This is a genomic window from Sphingomonas sp. PEI4 (assembly GCF_056679955.1).
In genome coordinates, this window is the sequence record NZ_JBWXPI010000003.1 from 210,893 (window position 1) to 236,949 (window position 26,057).

Genomic DNA, 26,057 nt, shown 5'->3' on the forward strand with positions numbered 1-26,057 from the left:
CTAGAAAAACCGTTCATTAACGAACAGAACGTCATCGGCACGCACCTCCTCATTGAGGTCGATCCGTTTCACCAACTGCCCGTTGCGGCGCAGCGTCACGCTCTTCTCGTTGCCTGCAAGCGTCAGCCCACCGGCACGGATTAGTGCCTGACGCAATGTCATATGGCCACGGATAGGATAGCTTCCAGGTGCGCCGACCTGTCCGTATACGAAGACCTGCGGCGCGGTCGGAACGACAACCGTATCTCCGGCCTCAAGCAATGTGTTGATGCCGCCTGTATCCGACAGATCGGAAAAATCGATCCTGCGTTCACCGGCTTCGCCGCTTCGGCGTAGCAAGGCAAAGTCCGCCGCGTCGGTCCTAACACCGCCACCTCGTGCGATCGCCGTAGCCAGCGTCGTTGGGCGATCGATCGGATAGATGCCTGGAGTTCCAAAACTGCCGAACAACGTGAACGACTTGCTAACATATGAGGTAACATCAACGTTGACGATAGGCTTGGCATAATAGCCTCCGGCCCGCAGCCGCGAGGCGATCATGGCTGCCAGGTCTCCTGCATGAAGCCCGGCAACCTGAACGTTGCCCAACAACGGATATGCGATGGTATCGTCCTCACGTACGCGTGTGCGCACCGTCATATCCGGTTGCCCAAACAACGTGACCTGCACTTCGTCACCGACACCCAGTTCATAGGCCGGTGTCGTCGCTACCGGCGCGGCTGGTGCAGGTGCGACGCTTGGCGCAATTGGGGCGCTCGACTGCGCAGCGGCAACGCATGCTGCCGTCATCGACTGCATCGCCAATATGATCAGCACTCGACATGCCATGGTAAACCTCATCAAAAACCGGCCCGCGCACTGAATTCAACCCGCGTACTGGAGAAATCGTAAAAAGCGTTCCTACTAACTCGTTCTCGCTGTTGAACCCCAAGACGGAGCTGGAGCGATCGCACCGAATAACGGAATGCTGCACTTGCCGCATCGGTGACGTCGGCAATACGTAGCTCAGTGCGGATTAACGGTTCCTCACCAAAGTAGCGGCGACGGGTCCGCCCTATCTGTGCAACGATGCCGCTACGCACCCCAAGCGACCAGTCGATGCCCATACCAACATCCCGCGTAAGCGCGTAATCGGCGCCGGTATTGATGTTGGCCGCGATTTGCCGCGACATAAAGGGTGACAAAATGACCGAGGGGATCGGCGCAACTCGGATGTTTGCTACGTAATTGATCCCGCGGAAACCGGTCGTCGCCAAACGTTTGGGGCTTACTTCCACGGCTGACACCGACGTCCGTATCGCAAAACGAGAGGTGATTGACCGGTCGAACTGCAGGCCGGCGCTTACAAGATCAGCACCCGTGTCCACACCCGCTTCGCCGCCCGGACGACTGAACTGTGCGGCGTTGACGAACAACTGAACCTCTCCCAAACTCGGCTTCGCGTAGACCAGACCGCCTGTAGCGTTCCAGTTCCTGCGGTTCTGGCGGACATCGCTGCCATTGTTGGTCAGGCGCAGTACGCCAGCACTGGCAACAGGATAGAACCCGGATGATCGCCGGCACTGCGCATTCATCTGAGCATCGAAAATCCTGACGGTCCGACCAACAGGCACGCCTAGATCTTCGATGTCGGCCTGCTGGACCTGAAAATTTGCCTCAGGTGCTACCCGGCAGCGTCCCCCAAAAGGAACGACCCCGGCTACTCGTACATCGGTACGAAGACGCTCGAGGCCTTTGAATCGTCGGTAGAAATCATACCCGACCGCGCCGTTGATCGAGATCGAGTTGCGTGCAAAATTCTGGCGCACGTCGAACGCCAATGCCGGCGTCACGCGCACGTCGCTGCGTGGACCCGAACTGCCGCGAGTATCATTCTGTCTCAACGGATTACTATCATATATCGTGTTGATCGCCGGCGTCAGTTGGAACTGATTCGCCAGGCCCTTCTGCGCTGGTCCTTGCGCCGCAGATGAGCGCGACGCGATACCGATGAACGGACCAGACACTTGAGCTATGGCTGGGCTTGCTGCCAGTATAGACAAGGCTGCGGCCATAACTAGCGGACAGGCGCAATCAAATTCGCCGCCATTGAGTGGTTCCGTTCGCCCCGGTTTCAACGTCAAAATACCCCAATTCACCCGGCCATCATGTCGCGCAGAGCGTCAGACGGCGCAAGCTCTTTCCTTCGCGGCGGCGGCTATGCTATTGGATAAGTCCATGATCGAATTTGGGTTCGCACGATGATGGACGAGCCATATGATCGGGCAATCCTGCTGGCGGCTTGCCCGATTCCATAACTCGTCATCGACAGCTTGAATTATATTTTTGTGCATCACGCGCGGCGCATGACCTTTGGCAGGCAGAAACGCTGATCGGCTGCTCAATCGACGATCTGCTTACGGCTGGAGCAAAGCTGCCAGCCGGCAGCTTTCAAGCATATCGTACGACAGTCCGAGTAACGGCAGGCCGGGCGACAGCGGTTCGATGTGCGCTCCGTATCAATCGGTGACGCTGGTACCAACTGCTGACACTGCATGACGTGACTGCGCATTCCCGCAACCTTGCTTGCTTGAACCGCTTGGCATTGACCGATCCTCTCACCAGCTTGGCCAATCGCCGGGGTTTTGATCGGGCATTGAGCCGCGAACATCGTTGGATGATACACGAGGGCAGCCGTTATCACTGTTAGCGATCGACATTGACGGCCTGAAGTTGCGTAACGACACATAGGCCACGCTGCAGGCGATATTTGGCTACGAGCCGTAGCTGCGGCACTTGGTGGCGTTGCGCTTCGACCAGGAGATGTAGCGGCCCGTTTAGGTGGTGATGAGTTCGCAATGATGCTCATAGTGTCATCGACCAGCTGCCCAGCTGGTTCGCCCATTATAACGAGGTGCATCCGCACCGCGCTTTGCGCTATCGATCACCACGCGACTTCATCGCGCAAACCTGCGAGGCTCTGTCAGGCCTTTAGGGGGCAACAACAGAAACCGACCCCAATCGAGCCGTCGCGCGCCTTTGGTGCTGACGTGATTGTGCGAACCGGCATGACCGTCGTCGGGCGCGGATCGATCACCGGCGCAAGGTAAAAGATGGCACGCGGGGTCGCTCGACGTGATGTCGATGTCACCCTGCACCATGCCGGTCGAAGTGACCGACGATGCCGCGTTCTTAATCTCACTTGGGTTGAAGTCTCCGAACCAGTCGTAGCGCGCGATCGGCACGATGCCGGTGTCCCTCAGTTGAACTGTTACGCACAAGCGATCGGCGGTGGCAGCAGAGATTGTCTGACGGATCGTGAAGCCAGCATTGCTACCAGTCCACGTCAGCCCATTGTTGCGACCAGCGAGCACACGTGCCGCCCGCAGAGGCCGAAGATCGATATTATGCTGCCACAAGCAATCTTGATATGGCAGCGTAACTCACAACCCAAGGCCTCTGGCAGACCCGGGGCGGTTCAACGCCGATCGGCGTGGTCAACGCTCAGGAGTCAACGCAGGCCAAACAGCAGTGTTACGAGCAAGCCCGTGAGCGGCGCGAGGCGAACGCCGATCGTCAGCAGCGAATTAAAGCAGGTCCTACCGTGCAGCAGCGTGAACGCTGGGAAGATGAGCGTGATCGCAATGCGGCGAACGCAGATCGTAAGCGCAGGGTGGCTGTAGGCCCGACTGCGGAGCAGAAGGCTCGGTGGCAGCGAGAAGCAGCTGAGCGCCGGTATCGCGCCTCAAAGAACAAGTAACGCTTTCCCTATCTACCGGCGTCGATCTAGCGGTCTACGCTGGCGCTTTTTGTGGATTTGGTCATTTGCCTCGGAATTCAGAAGCCGCTGGCCGGTATGGTGATCCGCAGATCAGATCCAAATCTCATTGGCGAGCTGCAACGCTCCGAGTCCTGAACTGGTTTTTCTGATCCAGTCTGTTCAATCGTTTTGCGCATTCGAGTCGTCGCCTTCTCACACTCCCGTTTATCCGGCCTCGGGCAGAATTCGCAAGTATAATATCATACTGCTCCTGCCTGTGCCGGAACTCGATAATCCGTAGCTTCAGATCTTCGATGATGGCGTGCGCATCGGCGACCTGAGCCTGGGCGATGGCGGCGAGGGCCTCGGCCTCGAGTTGAGCTGCACGAGCGATGACAACGGTGTGGCGCTCGGCGATCAGCAGCGCTTTGAGCGCTTCGATATCATCGGGAAGGGCCTCGATGCTACCAGCAAGCTCGCAGATACGCCGCCAGCCGCACGGATGGTCACACCGCTGAGCTCGATGACCAGCATGTCGGACGCGACGTGGTCGATCTCGGGCGGATCCGCATGAACAGCCACGGCCGCAAAGCCGGTCGGCTGCGTAAGCTTGCTGCACAGGGTACGGCGCCAACGGTAGATCGAAGAGGGCGAGACGTCGGCATCGCGCGCGATGGCGGCAACCGACGCGCCAGGCACAATGGCTGCCTCCACCAGGGCAAGCTTGCGCCCGTCGCTCCAATGGCGACGCCGCTCAACGCCGGAAAGTACAGTGATCTGGGTCATCGCCACGTCTCTAGCCACGGTGCAAACCACGGTGTTTGCACTGTGGCTAACATCTCAGCTCAGACCGTTACCCGCCAGATGCCCCTCACCGGATGCAGACGTGGGGGTGGCCGTGCGGCCGCCATGTATACGCTGATCCAGACCTGCCGCCTCAACGACGTCGACCCGCATGCCTGGCTCCGCGATGTCATCGCGCAGATTTCGGACCATCCGCAGACACGGCTTCACGAGCTATTGCCAAGGGAATGGAAAGCTCGACAGCAGCGGCCCGAAGCCATCGCGCAAGCCGCTTAACCGTGCCTGCGACAAGCCGCGTCTACACCCTGCGAACACTGCCAAACTGTTGGGCGAAACCGAGGACACCGTCTCCGACGCGGCAATCAGCATGTTTTCCGAGGATGGCGCCATCCAGATCATCCACGACAATCTTGGTAATGGGGATTAAGCCATGACGTCCGCCTTTACTAATGGAGGTCTCGAGAACCTCCGCTACATCATAGACGAAACTAGGCTCCACGACTCGTAGCATCATCTGCGCCAACCTCCAGGCGCTCACCGAATGCATACGCTCCAACTGCAAATTGACGCTGCGCGAGTGGCCTGATTTACTGCTCCGCGATGCTGATCGAGGCTGACTTTCGCTCCCCCTCGATAGCCTTCCGTATGGAACCAGGAGGCTGCTACATAATATCGTTGTTCAGACTCGTCGCAACGAACCACCCTTACGCCCAGCTTTCAATGGTGAAGGCTTCAGGCCTTATCCCGCAATTTCATCGCCTCGATTAGTTTCTTGATCTCTTGGCTGCGACCGCGCGGCATAACTAGGACGTCGTTGCCGTTGGCGACGACAATAAGGTCCGCGACACCGACCAGCGAGACGCGGATGCCGTCGCTACGGACGAAGCAGGTTTTCGTGTCGATCGCCAGCACGTCGCTGTCGCTGTCGCTTCGGTGTGCGTTGCCCGCGTCGTTTAGATCGCTGATCGCGTGAAGCGCATCCCAACTGCCGACGTCGTTCCACCCCATGTCGACCGGCACAACTGCGACCCGGTCGGCCTTTTCCATGACTGCGTAGTCGATCGAATTGTCGGGCGAGGCGGCAAAGGCCATGGCGTCAGGATAGATCCGGGTGCCCTCGGTGTGCGCTTTGTCCATCGCCTCGCGCGTCGCGATCAGGATGGCTGGATCGAACTGTGCAAGCGCCTCGAGATAGGCGTCCGCGAGGAACAGGAAGATCCCGCCATTCCAGGTGTGGTCGCCGCTTGCTAGCATCGCTTGCGCCTTATCGAGCGGGGGCTTCTCCACGAAGCGCGCAACGCGGTTCACGCCGGGTTGCAACTCATCGCCAGTTTGAATCCAGCCATAGCCAGTCTCGGGCGCGTCAGGCGTAATGCCAAAAGTAACTAGCCAGCCCTCCGTGACCAGCGGCATCGCCGCCTCGATCGCCTCATGGAACGCAGCAACGTCACCGATCACATGATCCGACGGCATAACCAACAGCGCATCGCCGCCTCCGCCCGCAGCGATCGCGGCCAGCGCAATCGCGGGGGCGGTGTTGCGGCCGGCGGGTTCAAGGATCAACGCCTGGAGAGCGGCGCCTGTATCATTCAACTGTTGCTCGATCAGATCGGCATGACGCGCGTTCGCAACGACAATCGGCGCGGCATAGCGTTCGCCCAGCGCACGACCCGCGGTGAGCTGCAGCATTGTCTCGTCCGCTGTCAGCGCGAGCATCTGCTTAGGCATTTCCGGCCGCGACATTGGCCAAAGGCGGGTGCCCGATCCGCCTGAAAGAATAACGGGGACAATCCTACGTGCGGTCATTCATCCTCCTGATGGTGCTAAGCTACAGCGGAGCGGCCAAGCGTTAACAATTTATTGGATACGCTTTGACTGCCGTTCATTGCACCTAGGCCATTTTTGTACTGACGCAATCATTAGTGTTTGGATTAACAAACATCGACGCTTCCAACAGCAACCGATGCAAACGGCTGCCATGTTGATCCGATCATCGACAATCTGCCGGCGGGACCGACGAAACAGCAAGGGTACGAGTTTGCCTTTACCTTGATGGCTCAACAGGGCGCCCTTAATAAGACTATCTTTTTGCGGCAGTACAGCAGGCAGCGAATTCAGGGAACAAGATGGAAGGAGAAAATTGCTAGCCGTTGACGATGTCAGAGTTAATGGAGGAAGTCCATGGCGCTCCGATCACACTTACCTTTCGCGCCTGTAATCGCAACGCTATCGATAGATAGGTAAGTTAAGACCCGTGGCCCGGTTCGTCGGCGTGTAGCCCGGTGCCGTCCAGCAAGTGAACACGTTATTAGCATCGGGATCATATGCGAATTTTTGCAGTCCAAGCCTTGGTGTTGGCTTTGAACTAGGTGTCGGAGTGACGTTACAAGCATTGGCTTTCCGACGTAACTAGCACGTCGGCGCGTACAGCCGCCGCTACAGAGCAGAGCACCACATCGGTCAGCACGGTCGGATTAAGCGCCCTGCCTTCAGACAGTGCGCCAGTCTCGGCGGGATTGCCAGCGGCGACTACAGCGGCATGAACAACCGCCGACGTCATGATATCCGCTACCGTAGGGTAGACAGGTTGACGCTCTAGAAACCGACTGTCCCAAAACAGGATTGTTGCACCAATCTGTCCTCAAAAGAGGGTTTGCGAGCGTTGCCAACCAAAATTAGAAATCGGTGAAGCGTCGTACTGAGCTGCCGGGCGGATTTTGAGAGCGAGCAATGTTTCGGCAAGAAGACTACGATCCTGATGACCCTGCCGCACCAACGACGTTTGCGACGGTGGTAGGTCTGATGTTTGGAACTCTTGGAGGCATTGCGATCTGGCTGATCCTCGCGGCGATCCTTACATACCTTACTTAAACGGGTAAATTCAACGGCTGAACCGCCCCCGGGTTGTCCGAGGCTCTGACTCTTGGGAAGCCGGTTTAAGCGATGATTGCGTTCATTGACAATAACCGCAGTATCTATGGGGCGAGTCGATCTACCGCGTTCTGCTGATCGCCTCATCCACCTACTACCAGCACGTCGCACAGCGACAGGATTTCATAGTATCGGTCGGTACGAGCGCGCGAGGACCTGATCTTCAAGCCCGGGATCGGCCGCGTCTTCGCTAAGAACTTCGCGATCTACGGCGTGCGCAAAGTCTGACAGCAGGTGATGCGGAAGGGCTTTGCGGTCGCGCCCCGCACCGTGGGACGGCTGATGCGGGAGATGAGCTTTGGGGGAGGTAATGCCTGACGTGCATCGTCGAGACCTCGCTGTCAGGCCGGCGTGTCGTCCGCGAGTTGCGAGCTGTTGCTGAGCAACGCGGACTGCCTTGCATGGTAGCAAGCAACAATGCCACCGAACTGACCAGCCACACCGTCCTTGCCCAGTGTTAAGACGCAGGAATCAAGTGGCAGTACATCGGGCCGGGCAAGCCGCAACAGGACGGCCAGAACGGTCGACGACCTGGCGCGTCATCGGCGACTGCATGGACGCATTCACACCCGCAGAATGCCAAAACTACTTCGCGCACTGCGGATATGACGCCTTCTGATCGAAAATTGCCCTAGCTCTCACTGGGAACATCATGACAGGGGCTACCGGTCGTCTCGCTTGGCGCTCTTGACGTTCAGGCGGGCCGTTACTCTCTTGTTAAACCGTTTGGCCGAGGGCAGTGTTGGTCCATCGACGTCGTCTGCCGACGAAGACCGGCCTGCACTTGCCACCCGTGGGGGCGGGCCGTTACATCCGCCGGATTAAAGGCCTTATTTCGAACCGGTTCCTCTTAAAAGTTCCTCGCTCTCTGGGGCGCTGCCCGTTCCAAAAACCGAAAAGCAAGAAAGTATGACCGAGCGGCTAGGCTCGGGCTTCAGTCCGTTGCTAAAACTCAAGGAAAAGCGCCATTGCGGCGGAGTCTCCTCCGCCGCAGGCGAGCTCATTTTAGGCAGCCCACGATTCCGGCGATCGCTGCCAACGTATCCTCCGGGTTTTTTACCTTCACGACGTCGAGCCCAAGCTGCTCCGCCGGATAGTCATTCCCGCCAGGGAATATAGCGTCGCCTATGAACATCATTGCTTCAAGCGGAATCCCGCTGGCATCGCTTAATTTCTTCAAACCATACGCTTTGTCGACGCCTTCGCGGGTAATGTCGATCGAGGTCGCTCCACCCATATTGATGGACAGTCCCGGCAGCCGGCGCTTCAACTCGGCCTGAATGATCTTGCGCTTGGCGAAGTCAGGATCCCAATGCTCCTTTGCCTCGATCGGGGCCTGTTGGCCAGCGCGGAAAAGGTAATCTGGCTTCCTCGATCTTCGATCCGCTCTCCCCAAGTTTGTTCGGGCACAAACCCGGTTGCCTCAAGCGATGCATCGAACGCCAGAAGAATTTCCTGCTTTTGCTCATGGTCGAACAGTTCAGCATAGACCACCCGCCATCCGCCGTCATAGCGGTAAAGTTTTGTCCCGGTGGTAGGCATAAGCCATAGTTTCGTGCAATCCGCGCGTTCGGGCAGCCGGCTTGCCACTTGCTTTTCGAACTGCGGCCAGTCACCTCCCGAGATCACCGCGACATGCGCCACGTCAAGCAAGTCGGCCAACGCTTCTCCCATCGGCTTCAGCAACGCCTGCTTACTCTCAGCCAATGTGCCATCGAGATCGAAAGCAACCAGTTCCTTCATGTAATCACCCCGTCTTTGCCTAAACACGTAACGGATTTGCTCGTTCCTAAACACCAGTGGGACGCAATACCAGTGAGGCTGGAAAGTGCACCAATGACAGTCTACGGTGATTTTCCGCCGCTCGCGACCGTATTGCGTTACCTAGAGCGCTAGAAACATCAGACGCGACGGAGGAATTCTCCGCCGCTCACTTTTATAAGGAGCCAATCAACCAAATATCGCCTTTAGCAAGGGCATAGGTCGAGAAAATGAACAATTTGGCCAAGTATGTGGGCAAAGACCTTCAAATTTACTCCGAACTGCAATGACTGCGCCGGCGGTCAAAAAACAGATCGCTAGGAAAACGCGCCAGTCTGGTCGCGTGCCATATGTAGGCTTGAGACGCCATTCGATAACGAAAGCGATAACCCATAGCGAAACAATTTGAAGGCGACTTTCGGTCTCTTGAAACGTGTAGCGGCTCCAAACTGCGCTAACAACAAGCAAAACGGCAAGCGCGAGGTCTGTAAAACGTTTTGAGTCATCTCTTCGCATACGGAAGCTGGAAGCCTTCAGCATTACAAGTATCACGCTCAGGCGCGTAGATAGCGTGCCTTATGACACGGCAGCCCGACGAATACGGCTACTGCGCAAGCGCAGAACCACGGGACTCATCACTCTGGATGAGTGACAATTTCAGTGCCATCATCAAGTTGAAACGGCATTTCCTCCGCATCAGAAGGGTACTCGGCTGTCACGATAATCCCCAACAGCGCCGCCTCGCGCATGTAGACGGTTGCGCCTGCGGCCGTTTGGAACTCAATAAGGCGGCCGACGCTCTTTGCCTCCATTACGACGACAGGTTCGACGCTGCCCAGCACAAGGGCGGAGACACCGCATCCTCGTAAGAGCCCGTCCGTCGACTTCCCGATCAGTCAGTCCGCAGCGTCGTCGATTTCGGTCATTTCGTTCCTCTCGATCCTCAGGCCTAGCAAATAGCACAAGGCGGCGTGCACGACTAACGCGCTGCGCCGGTGGGTTCCTCTGCCGTACGCAAATCTCAGCGTATCACCTTAACGCTCACATTCTGCGGACTTAGAGCGGTTTCTGATCAGTCTGCATCGTAAGCAGCGGCTGCGAAATAGTTTGAGCATTCCTGGGGCGAGTAGAGGTCGACGATACGGCCGATGACATCCCAAAGGCCGTGGATGGCCCGCTCGGCCGCTTTTCGGAGATGCGCCTTCAGCTTGGAGAAGGCCACCTCGATGGGGCTCAAGTTGGGGCTGTAAGGCGGAAGGAACAGGAGCCTGGCACCTGCGGCTTCGATGGCGGCGCGCACGGCTGGCGCCTTATGGCTCGACAGGTTGTCCATGATGACGACATTGCCCGGTGAGAGCTCGGGCACCAGGACGCGGGTCACGTAGGTGGTGAAGGCATCACCGTTCATTGGCCCGTCAAGAACCCAGGATGCGATCATGCCCGTACGGCTCAGACCCGCAACGAAAGTGGTGGTTTTCCAGTGCCCGTGCGGCACGCCGGCCCGCAACCGTTCGCCGCATGGCGCTCTGCATAGCGACGTGCCATGTTCGTCGATGCCCAGGTCTCATCGATGAAGATGAGCTGCTCGGGATCGAGATCGAGCTGGCCGTCGAACCATTCCTCGCGCCGCTTCAGGGTAATTGCTCACGGAGTTGCGCGCGGTGACCTGATCAGGCGAGGGCGAACTTACCATCGACAAGGTCGCGCACAGCCGCGAGCGCAGATTTTCCGCTGAGGCGGGCGGCCCCGGTGACGGAGCGGTATCCGGCACGGATCTGGGCACCCCAGTCTGAGCGGAAGCCGTTGGTGACCTTTCGGAACACGACCGAGGGGCGGATCTCGCGTTCGGAGATGGTGTTGGTGGCGGGTACTTCACGGTTGGTGAGGAAGACGAAGAACTTCGTCCGCCAGGCTTTGATCTGCTTGAGCAGCGCTCTCCCTGCAGGATGCGCGACAGGTTTGCGCATCAGCTTGGACAGTTTGAGAACCGCTTTTGCGGCGTAGCTCACCAAGGTGCTGTCCTTGAGAGTGTGTCGTCGCCTGCCGACCCCGATCGCCCATCGCCCATCGCAGATGTTTGCGGATCGTGGGGGCGAAGATCGTATCGCCCCAATCGATGGCGTACTGAACGTCACGCAGAACATGAGCGAGGCAGACCTGATGCGCTCCGGCCAGATCCTGCTGGCCGGCATAGCGGTCGGACACCCAGACGTCGGGCCGGTGATCTCCGAGCACTTCTGCGGCGACACGGCGTGCCCGGCTTGGCGCGACCTTGTGCAGCACCGCCTGGTCCGAGATGAACACCCACTGCCACTGGATCATGCCGTTGGTCCGCGTCGTCGTTTCGTCCGAGGCGATGATCCGCGCGCTGCGCAGCTTCTCACCGATTGCGCTCGTCGCGGTGGCCATGTCCTGACCCATGCGCCTGAAGATGTTGGCGATAGCGCCTTCGGAGATGGTCAGGCCGAACATCTCGGCCGCAAGCCGCGACAGACGCTGGAACCCGACATGATGGCTGTGGTGCAGGTAGGCGAGCAGCGAGCGGATGCCGGGTCCAAACGGCGTACCCGGCTGCATGCCCGCCGCAGCCTCGGCGCGATAGCGTCGGCCACAGCCCCCGCAGCGACCACCGAACAGCTCTACCCGCGTCACGACCGGTCGGATCGGGGGGCAGGTCGATATGACCGTAGCGATGCCGGCAGCGCTGGGAGGTGCTCGACACATCCGTCCCGCAATGACCGCAGGCATCTGTAATCCGGCGCTCGGTCTTGTCCGGCGTCTCCGTCAGCGGCCGCGCCTTGCCTTCTCGAGCCGGCCGCGGCCCACCAGATAGCTTGCGCCTCTTCCTGTCACGGCCAATTCCGTCCTTCGACGGCGGAATATGCGAGTTGACCGACGTCTTGCGAGGCTTGCCTACGAGTGCTTCGAGCTCTGTGATCCGAGCGACCAGCCGCTCGATCATATCCTGCTGCTGCGCCAGCAGCGCATCCTTGTCAGCGTCACTCAGCCTGAAGCGAGGTGGAAGCGGCATGGCAGGATGAATCAGATACACGCGCACTCCGCAACCCTTTCCTGCCAACCCGGTGAGCAGTTACGGTTCGGGGGCAGGTGTGTGCGACACCGTTGTGCGACGATCCGCTCGGGACCGTGATTTAAACGATTGATTTACCGACGATTTTTGAAGGGTGATGCCGCTTACAGGACTCGAACCTGTGACCCCCGCATTACGAAGGCTAGTGACGCACGGGGATTAGCCGGGCGTTTACATATACTTATAGGCCAGTAGCCTACTTCACGGCGGCGGCACCCAGCCGCTTCCCAGTTTGTGGTGAGATCGCCGATCAGCCGTTTCCTTGCGAAAGCGCTTTGGCTTGGGAAAAGCCGAGAAGCCGACCTGCGCCATACCTGCGGACTGGCCCAGTCCCGCAGGTAAACGCAACCCTTTACGTCCATCTCGATCGTGGGTTTCCCGGACTGGTAAATGTCGGCCTCCTCCGGCCCCTCCTCTATCTCGCACTGAAGCTGGCTGCCACTGTATCTCAAACTCTTCAGAACTATTGAGGTCAGCCAAAGACGTCGACACCTGCGGACGATCCCACGCCGCTGTAAACGTAGTATGTTACTCCATCCCGCTCGACCGCCCCGTCATATTCAAGGGAACGGATATTAGCACCCGTGTCATTTTTTAACGCGACGTCGCCACCCTCGGTACCCGGCAGATCGAGCGCTAGGTCGCTTCCAAAACCGATAATATCGTCGCCGTTGCCGTCTCGGATCTTCGTCGTAGTCACTAGAACATCGGCCGTCCCAAAACCTGTAATAGTATCATTGCCGAGGTTCAGCCCCAGCGCCGTGTCGAAGAAAAATATCTCGCTTTTCGTGTTCTGAATTAAGCCAACCAAGACGTCATTGCTCAGCTTACTCTCGATGGCACCGAGAGGTCTAACCATTGCATCAGCATAGACGAAGACACCTTCACAGGCTTCGCCGAGGAACCGGAGGGCCGACACGCCGTCAATGGAAACTGTATTATTTCTTGCCAACGCATCGAGATCAAGCACGCCGTTTGCCCCGAACGCAATGATCCCGTCACCGTTGCCGTCACGCAACAACGAGTCTGTGACGAGGATGTCTGCACTTTCAAAATTAGTTACCCTATCATCACCTGTGTCTGCCGAGGGGGCAAAATAAAAGGTATTCGCTCCTACAGGTCCGGTTAAAAATTGATCAGGTTCAAGTGCGCCATTCTGCGTGCCGAACCGAGTAAGCGTGTAGCAGTCGGGAATCTGTGGATCGAGGTCTGGAGGCCCGTCTTCATCGACGCCATCAACGGTAATGGTCACGGTTGCAGACGCAGTCTCTTCTCCATCAAAAATGGTATATGTGAAGGACGTTGTCTCGTTATCCCCCTCGCCTAAGTCACTACCGAAGGCGCCTTCTGGATTATACGAGAAGTTTCCCTTGCCGTTATCGGTTAGCGTACCTTTCAGACCCGCGGTATTTACGGCGGTAATCGTGAAGGCATCGTCATCGTCGGGATCGAAATCATTACCGAGCACGTTGAATGATATCACAGCGTTCTCGTCGACCCTCACATCATCGCCAACTGCTACAGGAGCATCATTTCCGTCTGTGCCTACTGCTACGATCGCCGTGATGTTGAGTCCGGCGAAAAAGATATTGTCGTTATTGGACGGATTTGCCGTTGTTACGTTAAGTCCGCTCGCGCCGTTGGCCAAGAACGGTGCCGCATCCGCCGAGTTGCCCTGTGCCAGATCATAAAGTTCGTCATCGATCCGGTCGTCGCCGTCTGGGAGAGCGGTCGGGTTGGGGTTGGCTGCGCTATCGCCAATGCCGCCGATCGTCACCAAACCGCCATTCGCCTCGGCACCGTCATCCGCCCCGCCTGCCGATGTCGTCAGTTGACGCCCGCCGACAGTGACGGTTGAAAACTGAGCGGTGCCTTGAAAGCCAAAGCCGATACCGAGCGACATGAGCGCTTGAAATCCAGACTGCGTAGTATCAACCGGATCAGCAAAATCGAGAGTAAATGCGTCTCCGCTGGGATTACTAAACCCGTCAAGCAGGCTGATCGTGCGGGTGCTCTCGTCTGGATTGGAATAGACCACGACTAGCGTAAAGCCGTCCACACCAGATCCGACAATGCCGGAGAGACTGAAGTCGAACGGCGTTTCATCGCCGTCTCCGACCGCTTCCCGAACGAACGTGGTGATGTCGGCCCGCAATGCCTGAAGCCCTTCACCGCCAGCCGTCACACCAAGAGCTACAAAACCACCAACCGTGATGTCGCCGCCACCACCAGCTAAGTTGACGGACGACACGTTTCCGTTGCCGTAACTTGTGCTATAAAGAAACGCAGCTTCTACTCGCGATCCTTCGGGCACAATCGTCGAGATGACGCCGCCACCTGTTGCCTGCCCCCCAACCCCGTCAAGCGACCAGTTACCCTTACCTACAAATGTATAGTTTGTTGACAAAGACATGACTAAATACTCCTTATAAGGGTAGCGGAAGCACTTCTCTCTGGTTGAGTAGTATTCTAGTTACTTACTTGATATAGCTAATGTCTATTCATCAGGCATAAACCTGAGAACTCAAAAACGGTAGCCAGCGGACAGTTGAACAATCGGGTAAACCTTATAGTCGTTTACGTCATCTTGCAGACTGAGCCGCTCTCGCTCCAGATCGTCTCGGAACGCGGCATCGACTGCCAGTCCGCCTGTCGCGGTGAACTGTCGCACTTTGACCGCACCCTGGAATAAAACACCCGCGTCGAAGCCGAGGGTGAAGCCCTTACGATTGCTACCGCTCCAACCTAACGTAAGGGCGGGAGCAAAATTCTTTACCTCGGCTCGCCCTTTCAACGTCCCAATTTGGGTTGGTGTGTAAAGGCTATCTCCGACCTCCACATCCTGCGTCGGCATCGCGTCGAGCCGGACATAGCTCTTGTTGATGCGAGCGCCGCCGGAGATACGAAAATGCCCTCCCATCGGATAGACATCAAACATCGCGCCAAACGACTTCAGCTTGATCTTTCCGTCATATTCAATGTCATCTGAGTCGTAGTGGCCATTAATGCCAATGAAGGTTGCACTGCCGCGAAAACCAACATGATCGGAAATGCGGAAGCCCACCTCGGGACCTATGCCTAGCGTACCTGCCGTTAAGCCGACCGAGATTCCCGAGCGTTCATCATCTTGAGATGCATCCTGAGCAGCTGCCGCCTCCGGGAACATCATAGCGAACGCTAGCGGCATCGTGCATGCAAACTTCAAGATTAACATAGAAATCCCCCGTTTAATCAACGGCAGCGCTATCGCGTGACGGATCAGTTCAAGCGTTACCGTTTTCCCTTTTGGACGCCGAAATAGATGCCTAAGTGCCCGGGCGTTCGCATCCCCCAAACAGGTGATACCCTTGCATTAAGGCATTTCTTTAGTGATAAATTAGGCAAGCATTCTTTGGGGGGGGGGGCGGACAAGATGACCGACGATGATGGGAATGACGTCATCGAGCGATTTCGCTCGGCGGCAATGGGTATGTTAGAGTGGTCGGACGCGTTGACCGCTGTGAGGTCGATCACGAAGGGCCGTATCGGGCAACTCGCCGCTCTCAATGCCAGCGGCGACCTGTTGTTCAACATGGTAGTTGACTGCAGCGAGGATGAGCAGGTCGCCTATTACAAGGCCGGTGGGCCTGATCCCGCACAGAATCCTCGTACCCGTGCGCTTACCAATGCGCGGCCTCTTCACTGCATTACCGACAACGACTTTATCTCGCCCGAGATGCTGGGAAGATCAGCATTTACACGGGACTTTTCCGAGAATACGACGTGCCGATATGCGCCATGCTGCGGCTCGATACTACCGATGATTTGTGTGCAACCCTAAGCATTCATCGGCCTGCTGTGCGCGGTCTGTCGATCCTGTCGAGATGCGCTTCATCACTGCGCTCGCGCCCGCGATAAGCGCAGTCGTCAAGGCTTCCATCGTGCTCGGATCAACTATCGACCAAGCGAGCTTGGTGACCGCCGAAAACCTTGTGGGGGCGGCTGTGATGCTTGGGGCGGACATGGGAATCGTTGCCTTGTAAGCGGTTATGGAGACCTTGCTCCGTGGCGGCGGTCACCTGCGCATGATCCGTGGCCGCCTTGTTCCAACGTGCCATCGCGCGGAGGTTGAGCTGGCGCGCGCATTTGCGATGATGACACTCGACTCCACTCATTGGCATGGCGCCGTCTCGCTCACCTGTCGCGATGCAGGCCAGTCACGACCACTAATTGCTGATCTCTGCCCATTACCGCGACGTACATCCGGTCCACTTTCTCAATCACGTGCCATGCTCGTGTTCAGATTGCCCCGAGCGGTAGAGGCACCGACTGACAACACGCTGATGGCCATTTTCGGGTTAATCCAATCAGAAGCGGAGGTTGGGCGACTGTTGGTAAGCGGTGTGCAAATTCCCGATATCGCCGCTCGCCGTGGCACCTCGCTCGCCACAGTACGAAGTCAGCTAAAAGCGATCTTTAGCAAAACTCGCTGCAGTAGACAGCTTGAGCTCTCCTTAATGCTAAGACCGCATTGCTAGATCTCTAAATGTAAGAGCTACTTCTAGTTTTTAGCCAGCACGACGTTCTGAAAACCTACCAATAAATCCGCGATAGACGGCAGATACTGTTAAGTTGAGTTCGTCGGCACGACGAGGAATAGTGAAAGTGCATTGGCTTGGGAAATCCCAAAAAGTCGGCCTGCGCTATACACAGCAGCCGCTTCAAACGCCAGCCGTTCGCAGCACCAAACAGTTGCCATAAGTTAGCGGAAAGGATGCGTTCCGCTTCGTAATTGCAACGTCAGTTCGGCTTGTCTCCTCACACCGGTTTTGGCAAACGTGCGCTTCAAGTGCGTACGGATCGTTTCGGTAGAGACGCCAAGCATGCTTGCTGCTTCAGCGGGGGTCCCACCGTCCGCGACGAAGTGAGCGACTTTTGCCTCCGCTGGGGTAAGATCGTAAAGAGTGCGGATGATGTCCACCTCCATGACCGAGGAACCTCCCGGTACGTCTAAAACCACTATGACTTGGCCGTCTTTGAACACATTTTGTGCCGCTGCATTGAGTGGAGCAGCATGCAGCACGAATTGAGGAATACCATGCTTCCTGACGGCAATCGACCGACCTTGCCCGACACTCGCTTGTCGCAGCACCTCGCCGAATTGACTCTCCACGACACTATCCGAAAAGCACAGTCTGCCGCTTCGCTCAATCATTATGCCGCCCAGCCATTTCACAAAGAGCGAGTTCGCGCTGATTAGCCGCCCTTCGAGGGTCAAAACCGCGGATGCGCTCCCTACCACTGCAAGTGCATCCGTGACGGCATGCGCCTGAGCTTCCTTAATACGCGCCGAAATCGCCGCGGCTCGAGCCAAATGTGGCCTTAGAAAGTTCAGACTTTCGATCGCAGCTTTCGCAGCCTCTTGGCTCTTAAAGCCCTCAACCGTGAGCGTCAGATCATCAAGGTCGATGCCGCGTATGATCGTCCCCGCGCCTGCATCAAGGCCGCGCGGTTTGAGAAACTCCGTATAGATTGGAAGCCCTGCCAGTTCCGCAGGTGTCATCACGTCGGCATCTGTCAAGAAGCCGGGATGCTCCGCAAATGCCCTGCATCGCACAGCCCGCTCGTTATGCGCCGTCCACCCCTGCTCTACAAACTCACGCATGATTGGCGCTAGCAAAGGAGACGCTGTCCAGCGCTCGTCCTCGCCGGACTTCACCATAAGGAGCGCGCCGCGAGCGTCAAAAAATCGTGCAACTAGTTCAAGCACTTGAGGCCAAAGGCTTGGCACAAGGCCAGCCTCATATATCGGACCAATTAATGCAAGTGGATCCATTTTCATCTTTTGCCCCCAAAAGAAACGAAATGAGTTTCACGACTCACCCAAACGGGTGACGCAAGCTCGTTTACCATGTTTTACAGATGAACGCGTTAGAGATTCTGATGATCTACTAAAGGTCTCAGTAGCTAACCTGTGTTAGTTTAATACTCGACTTGCAGGCAATTGCCACTGATGATGTAATGAATCACGATCGCAGGATAACAGGGAGAAGAAGATGGCTACGAATAATACGCTGGTCGTAGGTGCTACTGTCACTAATTTCGATCTCGACGACAGCCCAAATGGCATCGACGACCCTGATGACACGCAGGTGGGCACATTTGGCGCTGATGCATATGCCTTTGATAATACGAAAGGCGGGAAATCGGTTGGTGATAAATTCTTCACCGGCTTTGGCTTCAACGACTCCCTCTTAGCCAAGGCTGAGATTTTTGATGGTAACAACGATGGATATATCGTATTGGGTGCGAACGCACGCCTAGACGTTGAAAGATCTAGCTCATCCAAAGCTGGATCGGCCCAATTTAATAGGATCAACGAGCAAAACGGAGCAATCTACGCCGTTCGAGAGCTTGGATCAAAAACCAGTGCAACCGGCCAAGATGCGTCGTTCGTTTACGCGGATGCTTCTACAAGGGTCGAACTCATAAATTACTTCAACACCGGTGTCGACGGTCCATTAGGGCAAGCTAACGGTTCTCAAGTCAACGTCGTAGAAGGGACTGTTGGTAACGATGGCCTTACCGGAACTGCGGGCGTGGACTATTTCCTCTATGATACTGCACTGGGCCTTAACCTCGGCTTTGACACTATCTCCGGCTTTGGATCGGGCGACAGGATTGTAACCACCTCTGCAATCTGGAACGAAGATGGCGACGGCTTCATCACGTTCGCCCACAACAAAGTCCTCGACCTTCCCGGAGCGACTGGCGGGGTTTCAACCGATCCTTCGCAGCATCCGGGTGGCCAAATCGATCTAGTATCGCCCGATGGAATTACCTTGACCATCCTCGGCTCGCAGGAGCTCAATGGACACACCTACTATTACTATGGGTTCCCAGAGTAGCTTGGGGGCGGGTCCGTCCTTGTACAACAGGCGGTCCACCCTGGCGGATTGCCGCCAATGATCTGCCCCGCAACCCTAATCCGGTCGCGGGGCTTGATCACACCGCCGCTCAACCAGAGCGAAAAAGCTTACGATGGGCGACTGTGCTCTTCCGCAGTGATGCGCGCCTTATACTCGTCGATGTGAACCGCCCCGGGTTTGCCAGAGACCGCAAACGCTAAGAAGGCGGAGTCATGTTGCGTGACGATCCGGACGAGCTACAACGCTGTTGATGTTCGTTGCCCTCTTGCTTTTAACCCAAGCCGTTGATGCGCTGCGTCCCGACGAAGGACTGCGGCCAGCGGCTAGCGCGGAGGTACGCGCTGCAGAACAGCGAATAAGACGGCAGCTTCCTGCAATCATCCGCATCTGTCGGGGTGCTCTGCGCAGCGCCGACCCGGAGGGTCATATAAAAAGCTATGCTGATCGGAACGGGCTCTCCACCTATGGGCGGTTGACGCTCACGATGGACTGCAACCTCTATAAGCAGGGTTTGCAGGACGGCACCCACCCTGTTCGTTAACGCAGTCGCCGATCACGGTTTACAAAGGCGATCACCCGCATAACCGCGTCGCGATCTTCATCGGCGAGGGCTGCCACAACTGCCGGCGTGTCAGGCCCCTGGCCACCGGCAGCTCGAGCACGCCGTAGCTGAAGTTGGAGGAGTTTCCGTTTGTCGGAACAGGCCGCTAACGCGTCCCTAGCCAGCGTCGGCGCGGGACGGCTGCCGAGAACAGCGACTTGTGCGTAGCGGTCCAGGCAGTCGTACCAGTCGGCGCGTTCGGCCGAAGCGCTCGAAGCAGCCGCCGCAACGGCGAGGATCGCAAGAAACGTCATAGTTCCGTGATCGTTGCGATCGGCACAGCCGTCAACCCCGGCGCATGCTCAGAATGTCCGCTGAACTTGACGTGCTCCCCGTTTTCAGGCCGCTGATAACTTAGCTTCGGTGTCCACATGCTCTTGGCGGGGGCGGTTCGTAAACTCGGTGGGTGCCGTACCTGCGCGGAGCTCCGACTCCGTCGCCCTCCGTGAACGCGCGAAGGAACTCCCAAGGGCTGGCTGCTGACTAACGGTGGCCCTTCTCTTGTCCAAACGCCTTTGCTTCGCCCACGGCACGAGCGAGGTCCGGTCGTTCAGCATATTGCTTGACTGCCGCGGCAATTGACACAGGCGCAGCATCTTCGGTCACGTTTAAAACTGTTGATAAGGCCATTGTGGACCTGAGACATTCCGAATCGACTGCAACCTTTCCGCGCGCCTTCAACAAATCAAAGCCGAAATCAGATACGCTTTGCCGGAATGGCTCGCTTCCGAGTAAATGGAGCACCGGATAGGCACAATCGGCTACGTCTTTTCCAAATTTTAGAGCTTCGTCGCGTGTGGGTAGGTAACCCTGATGAGCTACACGATTACGAAGCTCAACAGCCTTATTGGATAAGTCGGGTGCGACGGTTTTTGTCTGGAGAAGGTAAGCTGCCGCATATGCACCAAATTGCCGCTCCGAGAGTTTAGACATCGGCTTCCACGCTTCACAGGCAATGTTGGTAGGGCGCTGAATAATCAACTTTGGTTAGTGACTCACTCTGACTCCATTCTGCGCCAGTCCGTTGGACATGACGACTTCAGCGTGTATCACATGCAACCTGCGGGCCAGTACGAAGGCGATCAGCAGGCTGTGGCTGTGAGGCAGGACGAGAGCCTAGAGACTGCCATAATCGGTTTGGTCGGTGACCTGGCGAGCTACAAACCGAACGCTAAGGTCGTGTTTTTGGAAGGGGGCGGCGCAGCTCGCTTCGACGAGGAATTAGTACGTGACCTGTTCCCAGACTTTGCGGCACGGGTAAATCTTGTTTCGACGGGAGGCAAATCAAGGGTCCAGGCTGTTCAAAGTATATTGCAACAGGCTTCCGAGCAAGCTGGTCTCGCGGCACGCATCTATGCAGTTAGCGACAAAGATGAAGGGCTCTCAATAAATGATCTTCCTGGACGCGTGTTTACGTGGGATAGATACCATATCGAGAACTATCTTCTAGAAGAGAATTATATTCTTAACGCTCTGCAATATCTTAAGATGTTAGGGTATCGCGATTTGAGTTCTTGGAAAATAAATAATCTTCTTATTGAATGTGCTCGTGAAACGTTGGGCGACCTTGTGCGTCACGAGATTGAACGGGAGACGTACCGAAAGCTTGCAGGGGCAATTAAGGTTCAAACGAGCCGTGACGAATTCATTTCGGCAAAAAGTTTGAGCAACGCTGTTGTACAAAGCCAGATCGACATCAAAAAGACGATAGCCCACGATCTTTCGGAAGATGCTCTGGGTTCGAGAATCCAAGCTGCAGTGGAGCTCCGGGAAAAAAGTCTTACTGACGGGACTTGGAAGCAGGAATTCAGAGGCCGCGATATTCTTAGCCGTCTCGTAAGCTCGTTCGGTGGGATCCGGTATGACACTCTGCGTAACATTATTATCGCGAACATGAAGGCAGATCAGTTTCAACCTGCCGGAATGCGACTCGTGTTGGACACGATCAGGGATGATTGATCGACCGTTAGTTGAAATTCCCTACGAGGCATCTGCAGCCTGGCGGAAGCATCCCAAGTAGGGCCAAACGGATGCTCAGCCGAACGGTCCTTAAACTGCGGTACGACAAGTAGCTTTGTGGAAGTGCATAAAGAGGGGTGCCGGCACCCTCAGTCGCTGTGCAGAGCCGTACGCCGCTCAAGCGTAAGCGCGGTCTGAGGGCCGCCTTGCAGGGCGAGCGCTCGACGGGTTGATAGCGGCTCTTTGAACGGGGCCGTGATGTCAGACGAGACTATCGAACCAGTCGCAGATGTAACGAGTAGTCATACGACCGGTCGTATGAGCGGTCGTATCGAGATTGTCGGTCGGGTATCTGGTCGACGCCGCTGGACGGTCGAGCAGAAGCTGGCAATCCTACGTGACGCGTTTGGGCCGGATGGGTCGGTCCGGGCGGCGGTCGAGCGTCACGAGGTCGGCAGCGGCGCGATCTACACCTGGCGGCGCCAGGCGATGTCGGGTGCACTGAGCGGAGTGCCAGCCCGGCCGCAGACCGCATTTGCCGAAGTCCGGGTCAGCGAGCCGTCTGTGATGCTGTCGGCGCCGCCCGTCGAGGTGCCAGCGGACGCTCGGACCGCGGGGCAGATCGGCATCGAGCTGCCTTCGGGGGTGCGGCTGAGCGTCGACAGCTCGGTCGACGCCGAGGCGCTATCGCGCGTGATCGGCGTGCTGGCGCGATGATCCCGCAGCCGACATCGACGCGGATATTCCTGGCGTGCGGCGTCACTGACATGCGCAAGGGCTTCGATGGCTTGGCGGTATTGGTGCAGCAGGTGCTTCGGGAAAAGCCACATTCCGGTGCGCTGTTCGCGTTCCGTGGCAAGCGCGGCGACCTGATCAAATTGCTGTGGTTCGACGGTCAGGGACTCTGCCTGTTTTCGAAGCGGATGGACCGTGGGCGTTTCGTCTGGCCAGTGACCGCGACCGGCACAGTGGCGCTGACATCGGCACAGGTGTCGATGCTTCTGGAGGGCATCGACTGGCGGCGCCCAGAGCGGACATGGTCACCAACATTGGCAGGCTAAAACATAGCTTTTCTGCCATTTTTGCTCGTGTGAGAGTGCGCGAACTGCTATGAAAACGAGGTGTCGCAAGCCCCTCTTGCCCCATCTGATGCCGAGGCGCGGATTGCCGTGCTGGAGGCGTCGCTCGCCCGGGCCAATGCGGCACTCGCCGCCCGCGACCTGCTCATTGAGACACTGCGTGGACAGATCGCCCGTCTGCGGCGGATGCAGTTCGGCGCATCCTCCGAGAAGCTGACGCGCGAGATCGCCCAACTCGAACTCGCGCTCGAGGAACTGGAAACCGAGAGCGCAGTCCCGGAGACCGGCGCGGCCTCGTCAGACACGCCCGTGCGGCCAGCACCAGTCCGCGCGTTGCCTGACCACCTGCCACGCGCGGAGGTCGTCCACGAACCCGCCTCCGGCGCCTGCACATGCCCGGACTGCGGCGGTGTGCTACGCCGTCTCGGGCAGGACGCCCATGAGATGCTCGACGTCCTGCCGGTGCACTGGCGCGTGGTGCGGAACGTCCGACCGAAATATAGCTGCCGGACGTGTGAGAAGATCGTCCAGGCGGCTGCCCCGGTAAAGGCTGTCGCCCGCGGAAAAGCGACTTTTGCGACGCTGGCGCATGTCGTCGTCTCGAAGTTCGAACATCATCTGCCGCTTTATCGGCAGTCTGAAATAATGGCGGCCCAAGGCGTGGACATCGACCGCTCGACGCTGGCGGGCTGGGTCGGTCAGGCAGCCGCGCTGCTCGACCCCATCGTCAGTCGCATTCGCGAGGAGGTGCTGAAAGGCGACAAGATCCATGCGGACGACACGCCAGTTCCCGTGCTCGACCCCGGTCGCGGACGCACCGCGACCGGGCGGCTATGGGTCTATGAGGTCGACAACCGCGCCTCCGGCAACACGACCCCGCCAGCGACATGGTATCGCTTCACGACCGACCGCGCCGGTGCACATCCGCAAGCCCATCTCGCCGGATTTCGAGGCTTCCTCCAGGCCGACGCCTATGCCGGTTACGACGGGCTCTATCGAAGCGGCGTCACAGAAGTCGCGTGCTGGGCCCATTTCAGGCGCAAGGTGTTCGATCTGCACGAGCGGGTTGCCACGCCGCTGACCACCGACATTCTTGAACGCATCGGTGCCTTGTACGGCATAGAAGCCGAGGTCCGCGGCAGGCCGCCCGACGTGCGGCTGGCGGCGCGGAAGAGCCAGACGAAGCCTCTGGTCGATGCCTTGCGCGAGACACTGGACGCAGCACTGCGCCGCCTGTCGCCGAAGTCCGACATGGCCAAGGCTATTGCCTATGGCACGAAGCGATGGCTCGCGCTGTGCCGCTTCCTCGATGACGGGCGCCTGGAGATCGACAACAATATCGCCGAACGTGCGCTGCGCGGTGTTGCCGTCGGACGACGCAACTGGCTGTTCGCCGGTTCGAAAACGGGCGGCGAGCGCGCCGCGGCGATCTACACCGTCATCCAGACCTGCAAGGCCAACGGCGTCGACCCGCAGGCCTACATCGCCGACGTCACTGGAAAGATCGCAGCTGATTGGCCAGCGGCGCGATGGGACGAGCTCATGCCCTGGAACTGGGCTACCAAACCTTGGAGCCAGTGGCGCAAGCCGCATAATCCGCGGTCTCCCCGGCACGCTTACGCTCAAGCTCGTGAAGGAGCTCATCACCTACAGGGAGCGCCACCGTCGAAACGGCGGCGGGCAAGACGTCATACGCGAACGACAGCAATACACCCTGCCCGTTGCCGAGCACTCGAAGCCCTTCGTCAACCCTGCGCTCCAAGCGCCGAAGATCGAAGGAGGCGTAGAAGGCCGCCGGCGCAAGCACGCGAAAATCGACGCGCTCGGCGGCAAGCAGCGCAGGTCGGGTGGCCGGCGGGTCCTCGCGCGCCAGTATCCAGAGGCACACATAACCCAGCAGTTCGATCGTGGCGAATAGCGGAGTGTCACTCGCGATCTTCAATTCGATGAGTTCGTAATGGCCCTCCCCGCGCCGCTGCCCAAGGTCGATCGCGCGCCTCCCGTCGGAAGCGCCTCGGACGAGACCAGACGCGACCGGGATTTGATTGGCCCAGTCGGTTCGGTCTGTCGCAGCAGCAGCTGACGCAATGGCACGCTCTAGCACCACCTCGGGGCTGCGGTTCTCGGCGCCGATTTGCGGTTGGAGTGTCCAACGCCAGTTCTGGCGCGAGCGATCTTTGTTCGCATCGGCATCACCAGCCAACCAACTCGCGGCTATGGTCTCATAGACCGTGGCAGCAAGATCGACCTCGGCAGGTATCTTTAGGGAGTGAAGGGCGGACCTGTGCCGGACGTTGGCGATACTAAGCACGTCGCAAACCGCCGCCTCGACGCCGTGCAGCAAGGATGAAGGCAGAGGTGCTGTAGTTTCGCTCACGGCAGCAGCCGTAGCCGATGCAAATGCTGTTCAAAAGCTTGTAAGCTCGTTTAGGCAATTAACCGGTTATAGCGAAGGTGTGCCCGTTTCCCTACCCAAAGCGCCCCAAGCAGGACCCAAGCGAGCACCCAGCTGAATGGCCCGCCAGCCTCAGCCGCCGCCGTTTCCTTGTGAGAGTGCCATCAAGAAAGTGGTGCGCTTAAATTGGCCCATGCGATAGTGCTCTCGATCCGCATCGGTTTGTCTGGTAGAAGCGGGCAACGGCGATCATTAGGACCGACATCGCTTCTCGGAAATCGGTCAGAACATTGTCGCGGTTCAGTATGGCGTTCCTCTTCTTTCGATTTGGAGCCTTGCAATGAAAATTCGTCTTGTCCTCGCCGCATTGTTCGCCGTCTCACCGCCAGCTTTTGCTTTTGCAATTCAGTCGGCCGCTGCCCAACAAGCGGCACCATCGATGACCACCGGGGCGACCTTGGCGGAGAAGCACGTTCGAACTCTACTGAAGAGCGCCGCGCCGGGCGGCAAAATGGACTACAGCATACTGACGACCGAAGTCGGAAAGGCCGTGCGGGACCATCCTGAGGGCGGGGAAATGATCATCAAGCTGGGCACCCCGCAGACCGTCACGTATCTCGGCAATCCTCCCGGCGGCCACCTGTTCCGCATTACCTTCGCAACCACTAAAATCGACTTTTTCCTGGCCCTAAACGCGGCGGGAAAAATCAGCGCGATGTATTATCACCCGGCGGTCGACACGCCATCCTAGCTCCGGCCGAACTTCTACCGTTATCTTTTTGACGCTGG

The 26,057-nt window shown here is 57.8% G+C and carries 18 protein-coding genes and 8 pseudogenes; 12 read left to right on the plus strand and 14 right to left on the minus strand.

What is annotated here, in order from left to right:
- Both AC1MLZ_RS22125 and AC1MLZ_RS22130 read right to left on the minus strand, forming a co-directional pair.
- Entirely contained in the window at positions 1–840 is an 840-nt protein-coding gene (locus AC1MLZ_RS22125) for a polysaccharide biosynthesis/export family protein (protein WP_480962108.1), read from the minus strand.
- Positions 840–2,054: a porin family protein gene (locus AC1MLZ_RS22130; RefSeq protein ID WP_480962109.1), complete on the minus strand. Its 1,215-nt coding sequence runs from the start codon at positions 2,052–2,054 to the stop codon at positions 840–842. Before AC1MLZ_RS22130 ends, AC1MLZ_RS22125 begins: the two co-directional genes overlap by 1 nt.
- A 693-nt stretch (positions 2,055–2,747) precedes the next feature.
- Between AC1MLZ_RS22130 and AC1MLZ_RS22135 the strand changes: the two are divergent.
- Both AC1MLZ_RS22135 and AC1MLZ_RS22140 read left to right on the plus strand, forming a co-directional pair.
- Positions 2,748–2,846: pseudogene (locus tag AC1MLZ_RS22135) on the plus strand (hypothetical protein); the annotation flags it as partial.
- Positions 2,840–2,974, plus strand: a pseudogene (locus AC1MLZ_RS22140) (integrase core domain-containing protein); the annotation flags it as partial. The pseudogenes AC1MLZ_RS22135 and AC1MLZ_RS22140, both read left to right, overlap by 7 nt.
- On the opposite strand, the gene AC1MLZ_RS22145 reads toward AC1MLZ_RS22140, so the two are convergent.
- Positions 2,937–3,353, minus strand: coding sequence for a hypothetical protein (locus tag AC1MLZ_RS22145; RefSeq protein ID WP_480962110.1), 417 nt, complete (start codon positions 3,351–3,353; stop codon positions 2,937–2,939). The pseudogene AC1MLZ_RS22140 and the gene AC1MLZ_RS22145 overlap by 38 nt on opposite strands.
- A gap of 708 nt (positions 3,354–4,061) precedes the next feature.
- Here AC1MLZ_RS22145 and AC1MLZ_RS22150 point away from each other — a divergent pair.
- Positions 4,062–4,313: a hypothetical protein gene (locus AC1MLZ_RS22150; protein WP_480962130.1), complete on the plus strand. Its 252-nt coding sequence runs from the start codon at positions 4,062–4,064 to the stop codon at positions 4,311–4,313.
- Positions 4,314–4,357: 44 nt separating this feature from the next.
- On the opposite strand, the pseudogene AC1MLZ_RS22155 reads toward AC1MLZ_RS22150, so the two are convergent.
- Positions 4,358–4,525: pseudogene (locus tag AC1MLZ_RS22155) on the minus strand (transposase); the annotation flags it as partial.
- 90 nt (positions 4,526–4,615) lie between these two features.
- On the opposite strand from AC1MLZ_RS22155, the pseudogene AC1MLZ_RS22160 reads away from it, so the two are divergent.
- A pseudogene (locus AC1MLZ_RS22160) lies at positions 4,616–4,819 on the plus strand (transposase domain-containing protein); the annotation flags it as partial.
- A gap of 456 nt (positions 4,820–5,275) precedes the next feature.
- On the opposite strand, the gene AC1MLZ_RS22165 reads toward AC1MLZ_RS22160, so the two are convergent.
- The 7 genes and pseudogenes from AC1MLZ_RS22165 to AC1MLZ_RS22195 form a co-directional block, all read right to left on the minus strand.
- Positions 5,276–6,286 (minus strand): mannose-1-phosphate guanylyltransferase, encoded by a 1,011-nt coding sequence (locus tag AC1MLZ_RS22165; RefSeq protein WP_480962129.1) that lies wholly within the window; start codon positions 6,284–6,286, stop codon positions 5,276–5,278.
- 2,188 nt (positions 6,287–8,474) lie between these two features.
- A pseudogene (locus tag AC1MLZ_RS22170) lies at positions 8,475–9,217 on the minus strand (HAD-IIB family hydrolase).
- A 653-nt stretch (positions 9,218–9,870) separates the two neighbouring features.
- Positions 9,871–10,047, minus strand: coding sequence for a hypothetical protein (locus AC1MLZ_RS22175; RefSeq protein ID WP_480962111.1), 177 nt, complete (start codon positions 10,045–10,047; stop codon positions 9,871–9,873).
- Positions 10,048–10,307: 260 nt separating this feature from the next.
- Positions 10,308–10,870 (minus strand): annotated as a pseudogene (locus AC1MLZ_RS22180) (IS630 family transposase); the annotation flags it as partial.
- Positions 10,871–10,905: 35 nt separating this feature from the next.
- Positions 10,906–12,266: pseudogene (gene tnpC / locus AC1MLZ_RS22185) on the minus strand (IS66 family transposase).
- A gap of 532 nt (positions 12,267–12,798) precedes the next feature.
- Complete coding sequence (locus AC1MLZ_RS22190; RefSeq protein WP_480962112.1) at positions 12,799–14,739, minus strand: Ig-like domain-containing protein; 1,941 nt, start codon at positions 14,737–14,739, stop codon at positions 12,799–12,801.
- Positions 14,740–14,850: 111 nt separating this feature from the next.
- A complete protein-coding gene (locus AC1MLZ_RS22195) occupies positions 14,851–15,540 on the minus strand; it encodes a hypothetical protein (RefSeq protein WP_480962113.1) in 690 nt (229 codons plus the stop codon).
- Between the two features lie 198 nt (positions 15,541–15,738).
- On the opposite strand from AC1MLZ_RS22195, the gene AC1MLZ_RS22200 reads away from it, so the two are divergent.
- Positions 15,739–16,146 carry a hypothetical protein gene (locus AC1MLZ_RS22200; RefSeq protein ID WP_480962114.1) on the plus strand — a complete coding sequence of 136 codons (408 nt, stop codon included), beginning with the start codon at positions 15,739–15,741 and terminating at the stop codon, positions 16,144–16,146.
- 921 nt (positions 16,147–17,067) lie between these two features.
- Here the strand turns inward: AC1MLZ_RS22200 and AC1MLZ_RS22205 are convergent.
- Positions 17,068–18,027, minus strand: a complete 960-nt coding sequence (locus AC1MLZ_RS22205; RefSeq protein ID WP_480962115.1) for a helix-turn-helix transcriptional regulator — start codon at positions 18,025–18,027, stop codon at positions 17,068–17,070.
- Between the two features lie 334 nt (positions 18,028–18,361).
- Between AC1MLZ_RS22205 and AC1MLZ_RS22210 the strand changes: the two genes are divergently transcribed.
- Positions 18,362–19,213, plus strand: coding sequence for a hypothetical protein (locus AC1MLZ_RS22210; RefSeq protein ID WP_480962116.1), 852 nt, complete (start codon positions 18,362–18,364; stop codon positions 19,211–19,213).
- 271 nt (positions 19,214–19,484) lie between these two features.
- Positions 19,485–19,775, plus strand: coding sequence for a hypothetical protein (locus AC1MLZ_RS22215; RefSeq protein ID WP_480962117.1), 291 nt, complete (start codon positions 19,485–19,487; stop codon positions 19,773–19,775).
- Here the strand turns inward: AC1MLZ_RS22215 and AC1MLZ_RS22220 are convergent.
- Positions 19,772–20,089: a hypothetical protein gene (locus tag AC1MLZ_RS22220; protein WP_480962118.1), complete on the minus strand. Its 318-nt coding sequence runs from the start codon at positions 20,087–20,089 to the stop codon at positions 19,772–19,774. The genes AC1MLZ_RS22215 and AC1MLZ_RS22220 overlap by 4 nt on opposite strands.
- Before the next feature lie 229 nt (positions 20,090–20,318).
- Positions 20,319–20,768, minus strand: coding sequence for a hypothetical protein (locus tag AC1MLZ_RS22225; protein ID WP_480962119.1), 450 nt, complete (start codon positions 20,766–20,768; stop codon positions 20,319–20,321).
- A 57-nt stretch (positions 20,769–20,825) separates the two neighbouring features.
- Here AC1MLZ_RS22225 and AC1MLZ_RS22230 point away from each other — a divergent pair, with 57 nt between their 5' ends.
- The 5 genes and pseudogenes from AC1MLZ_RS22230 (at position 20,826) to AC1MLZ_RS22250 (ending at position 26,019) form a co-directional block, all read left to right on the plus strand.
- Positions 20,826–21,794, plus strand: coding sequence for a DUF4435 domain-containing protein (locus AC1MLZ_RS22230; RefSeq protein ID WP_480962120.1), 969 nt, complete (start codon positions 20,826–20,828; stop codon positions 21,792–21,794).
- A 318-nt stretch (positions 21,795–22,112) separates the two neighbouring features.
- On the plus strand, positions 22,113–22,511 hold the full coding sequence (tnpA, locus tag AC1MLZ_RS22235; protein ID WP_043061528.1) for an IS66-like element accessory protein TnpA: 399 nt from the start codon (positions 22,113–22,115) through the stop codon (positions 22,509–22,511).
- A complete protein-coding gene (gene tnpB, locus AC1MLZ_RS22240) occupies positions 22,508–22,855 on the plus strand; it encodes an IS66 family insertion sequence element accessory protein TnpB (protein ID WP_043061529.1) in 348 nt (115 codons plus the stop codon). The genes tnpA and tnpB overlap by 4 nt, the downstream gene beginning before the upstream one ends.
- A 60-nt stretch (positions 22,856–22,915) precedes the next feature.
- Positions 22,916–24,468 (plus strand): annotated as a pseudogene (tnpC, locus tag AC1MLZ_RS22245) (IS66 family transposase).
- Positions 24,469–25,608: 1,140 nt separating this feature from the next.
- On the plus strand, positions 25,609–26,019 hold the full coding sequence (locus AC1MLZ_RS22250) for a hypothetical protein (RefSeq protein WP_480962121.1): 411 nt from the start codon (positions 25,609–25,611) through the stop codon (positions 26,017–26,019).
- Positions 26,020–26,057 lie beyond the last annotated feature (38 nt).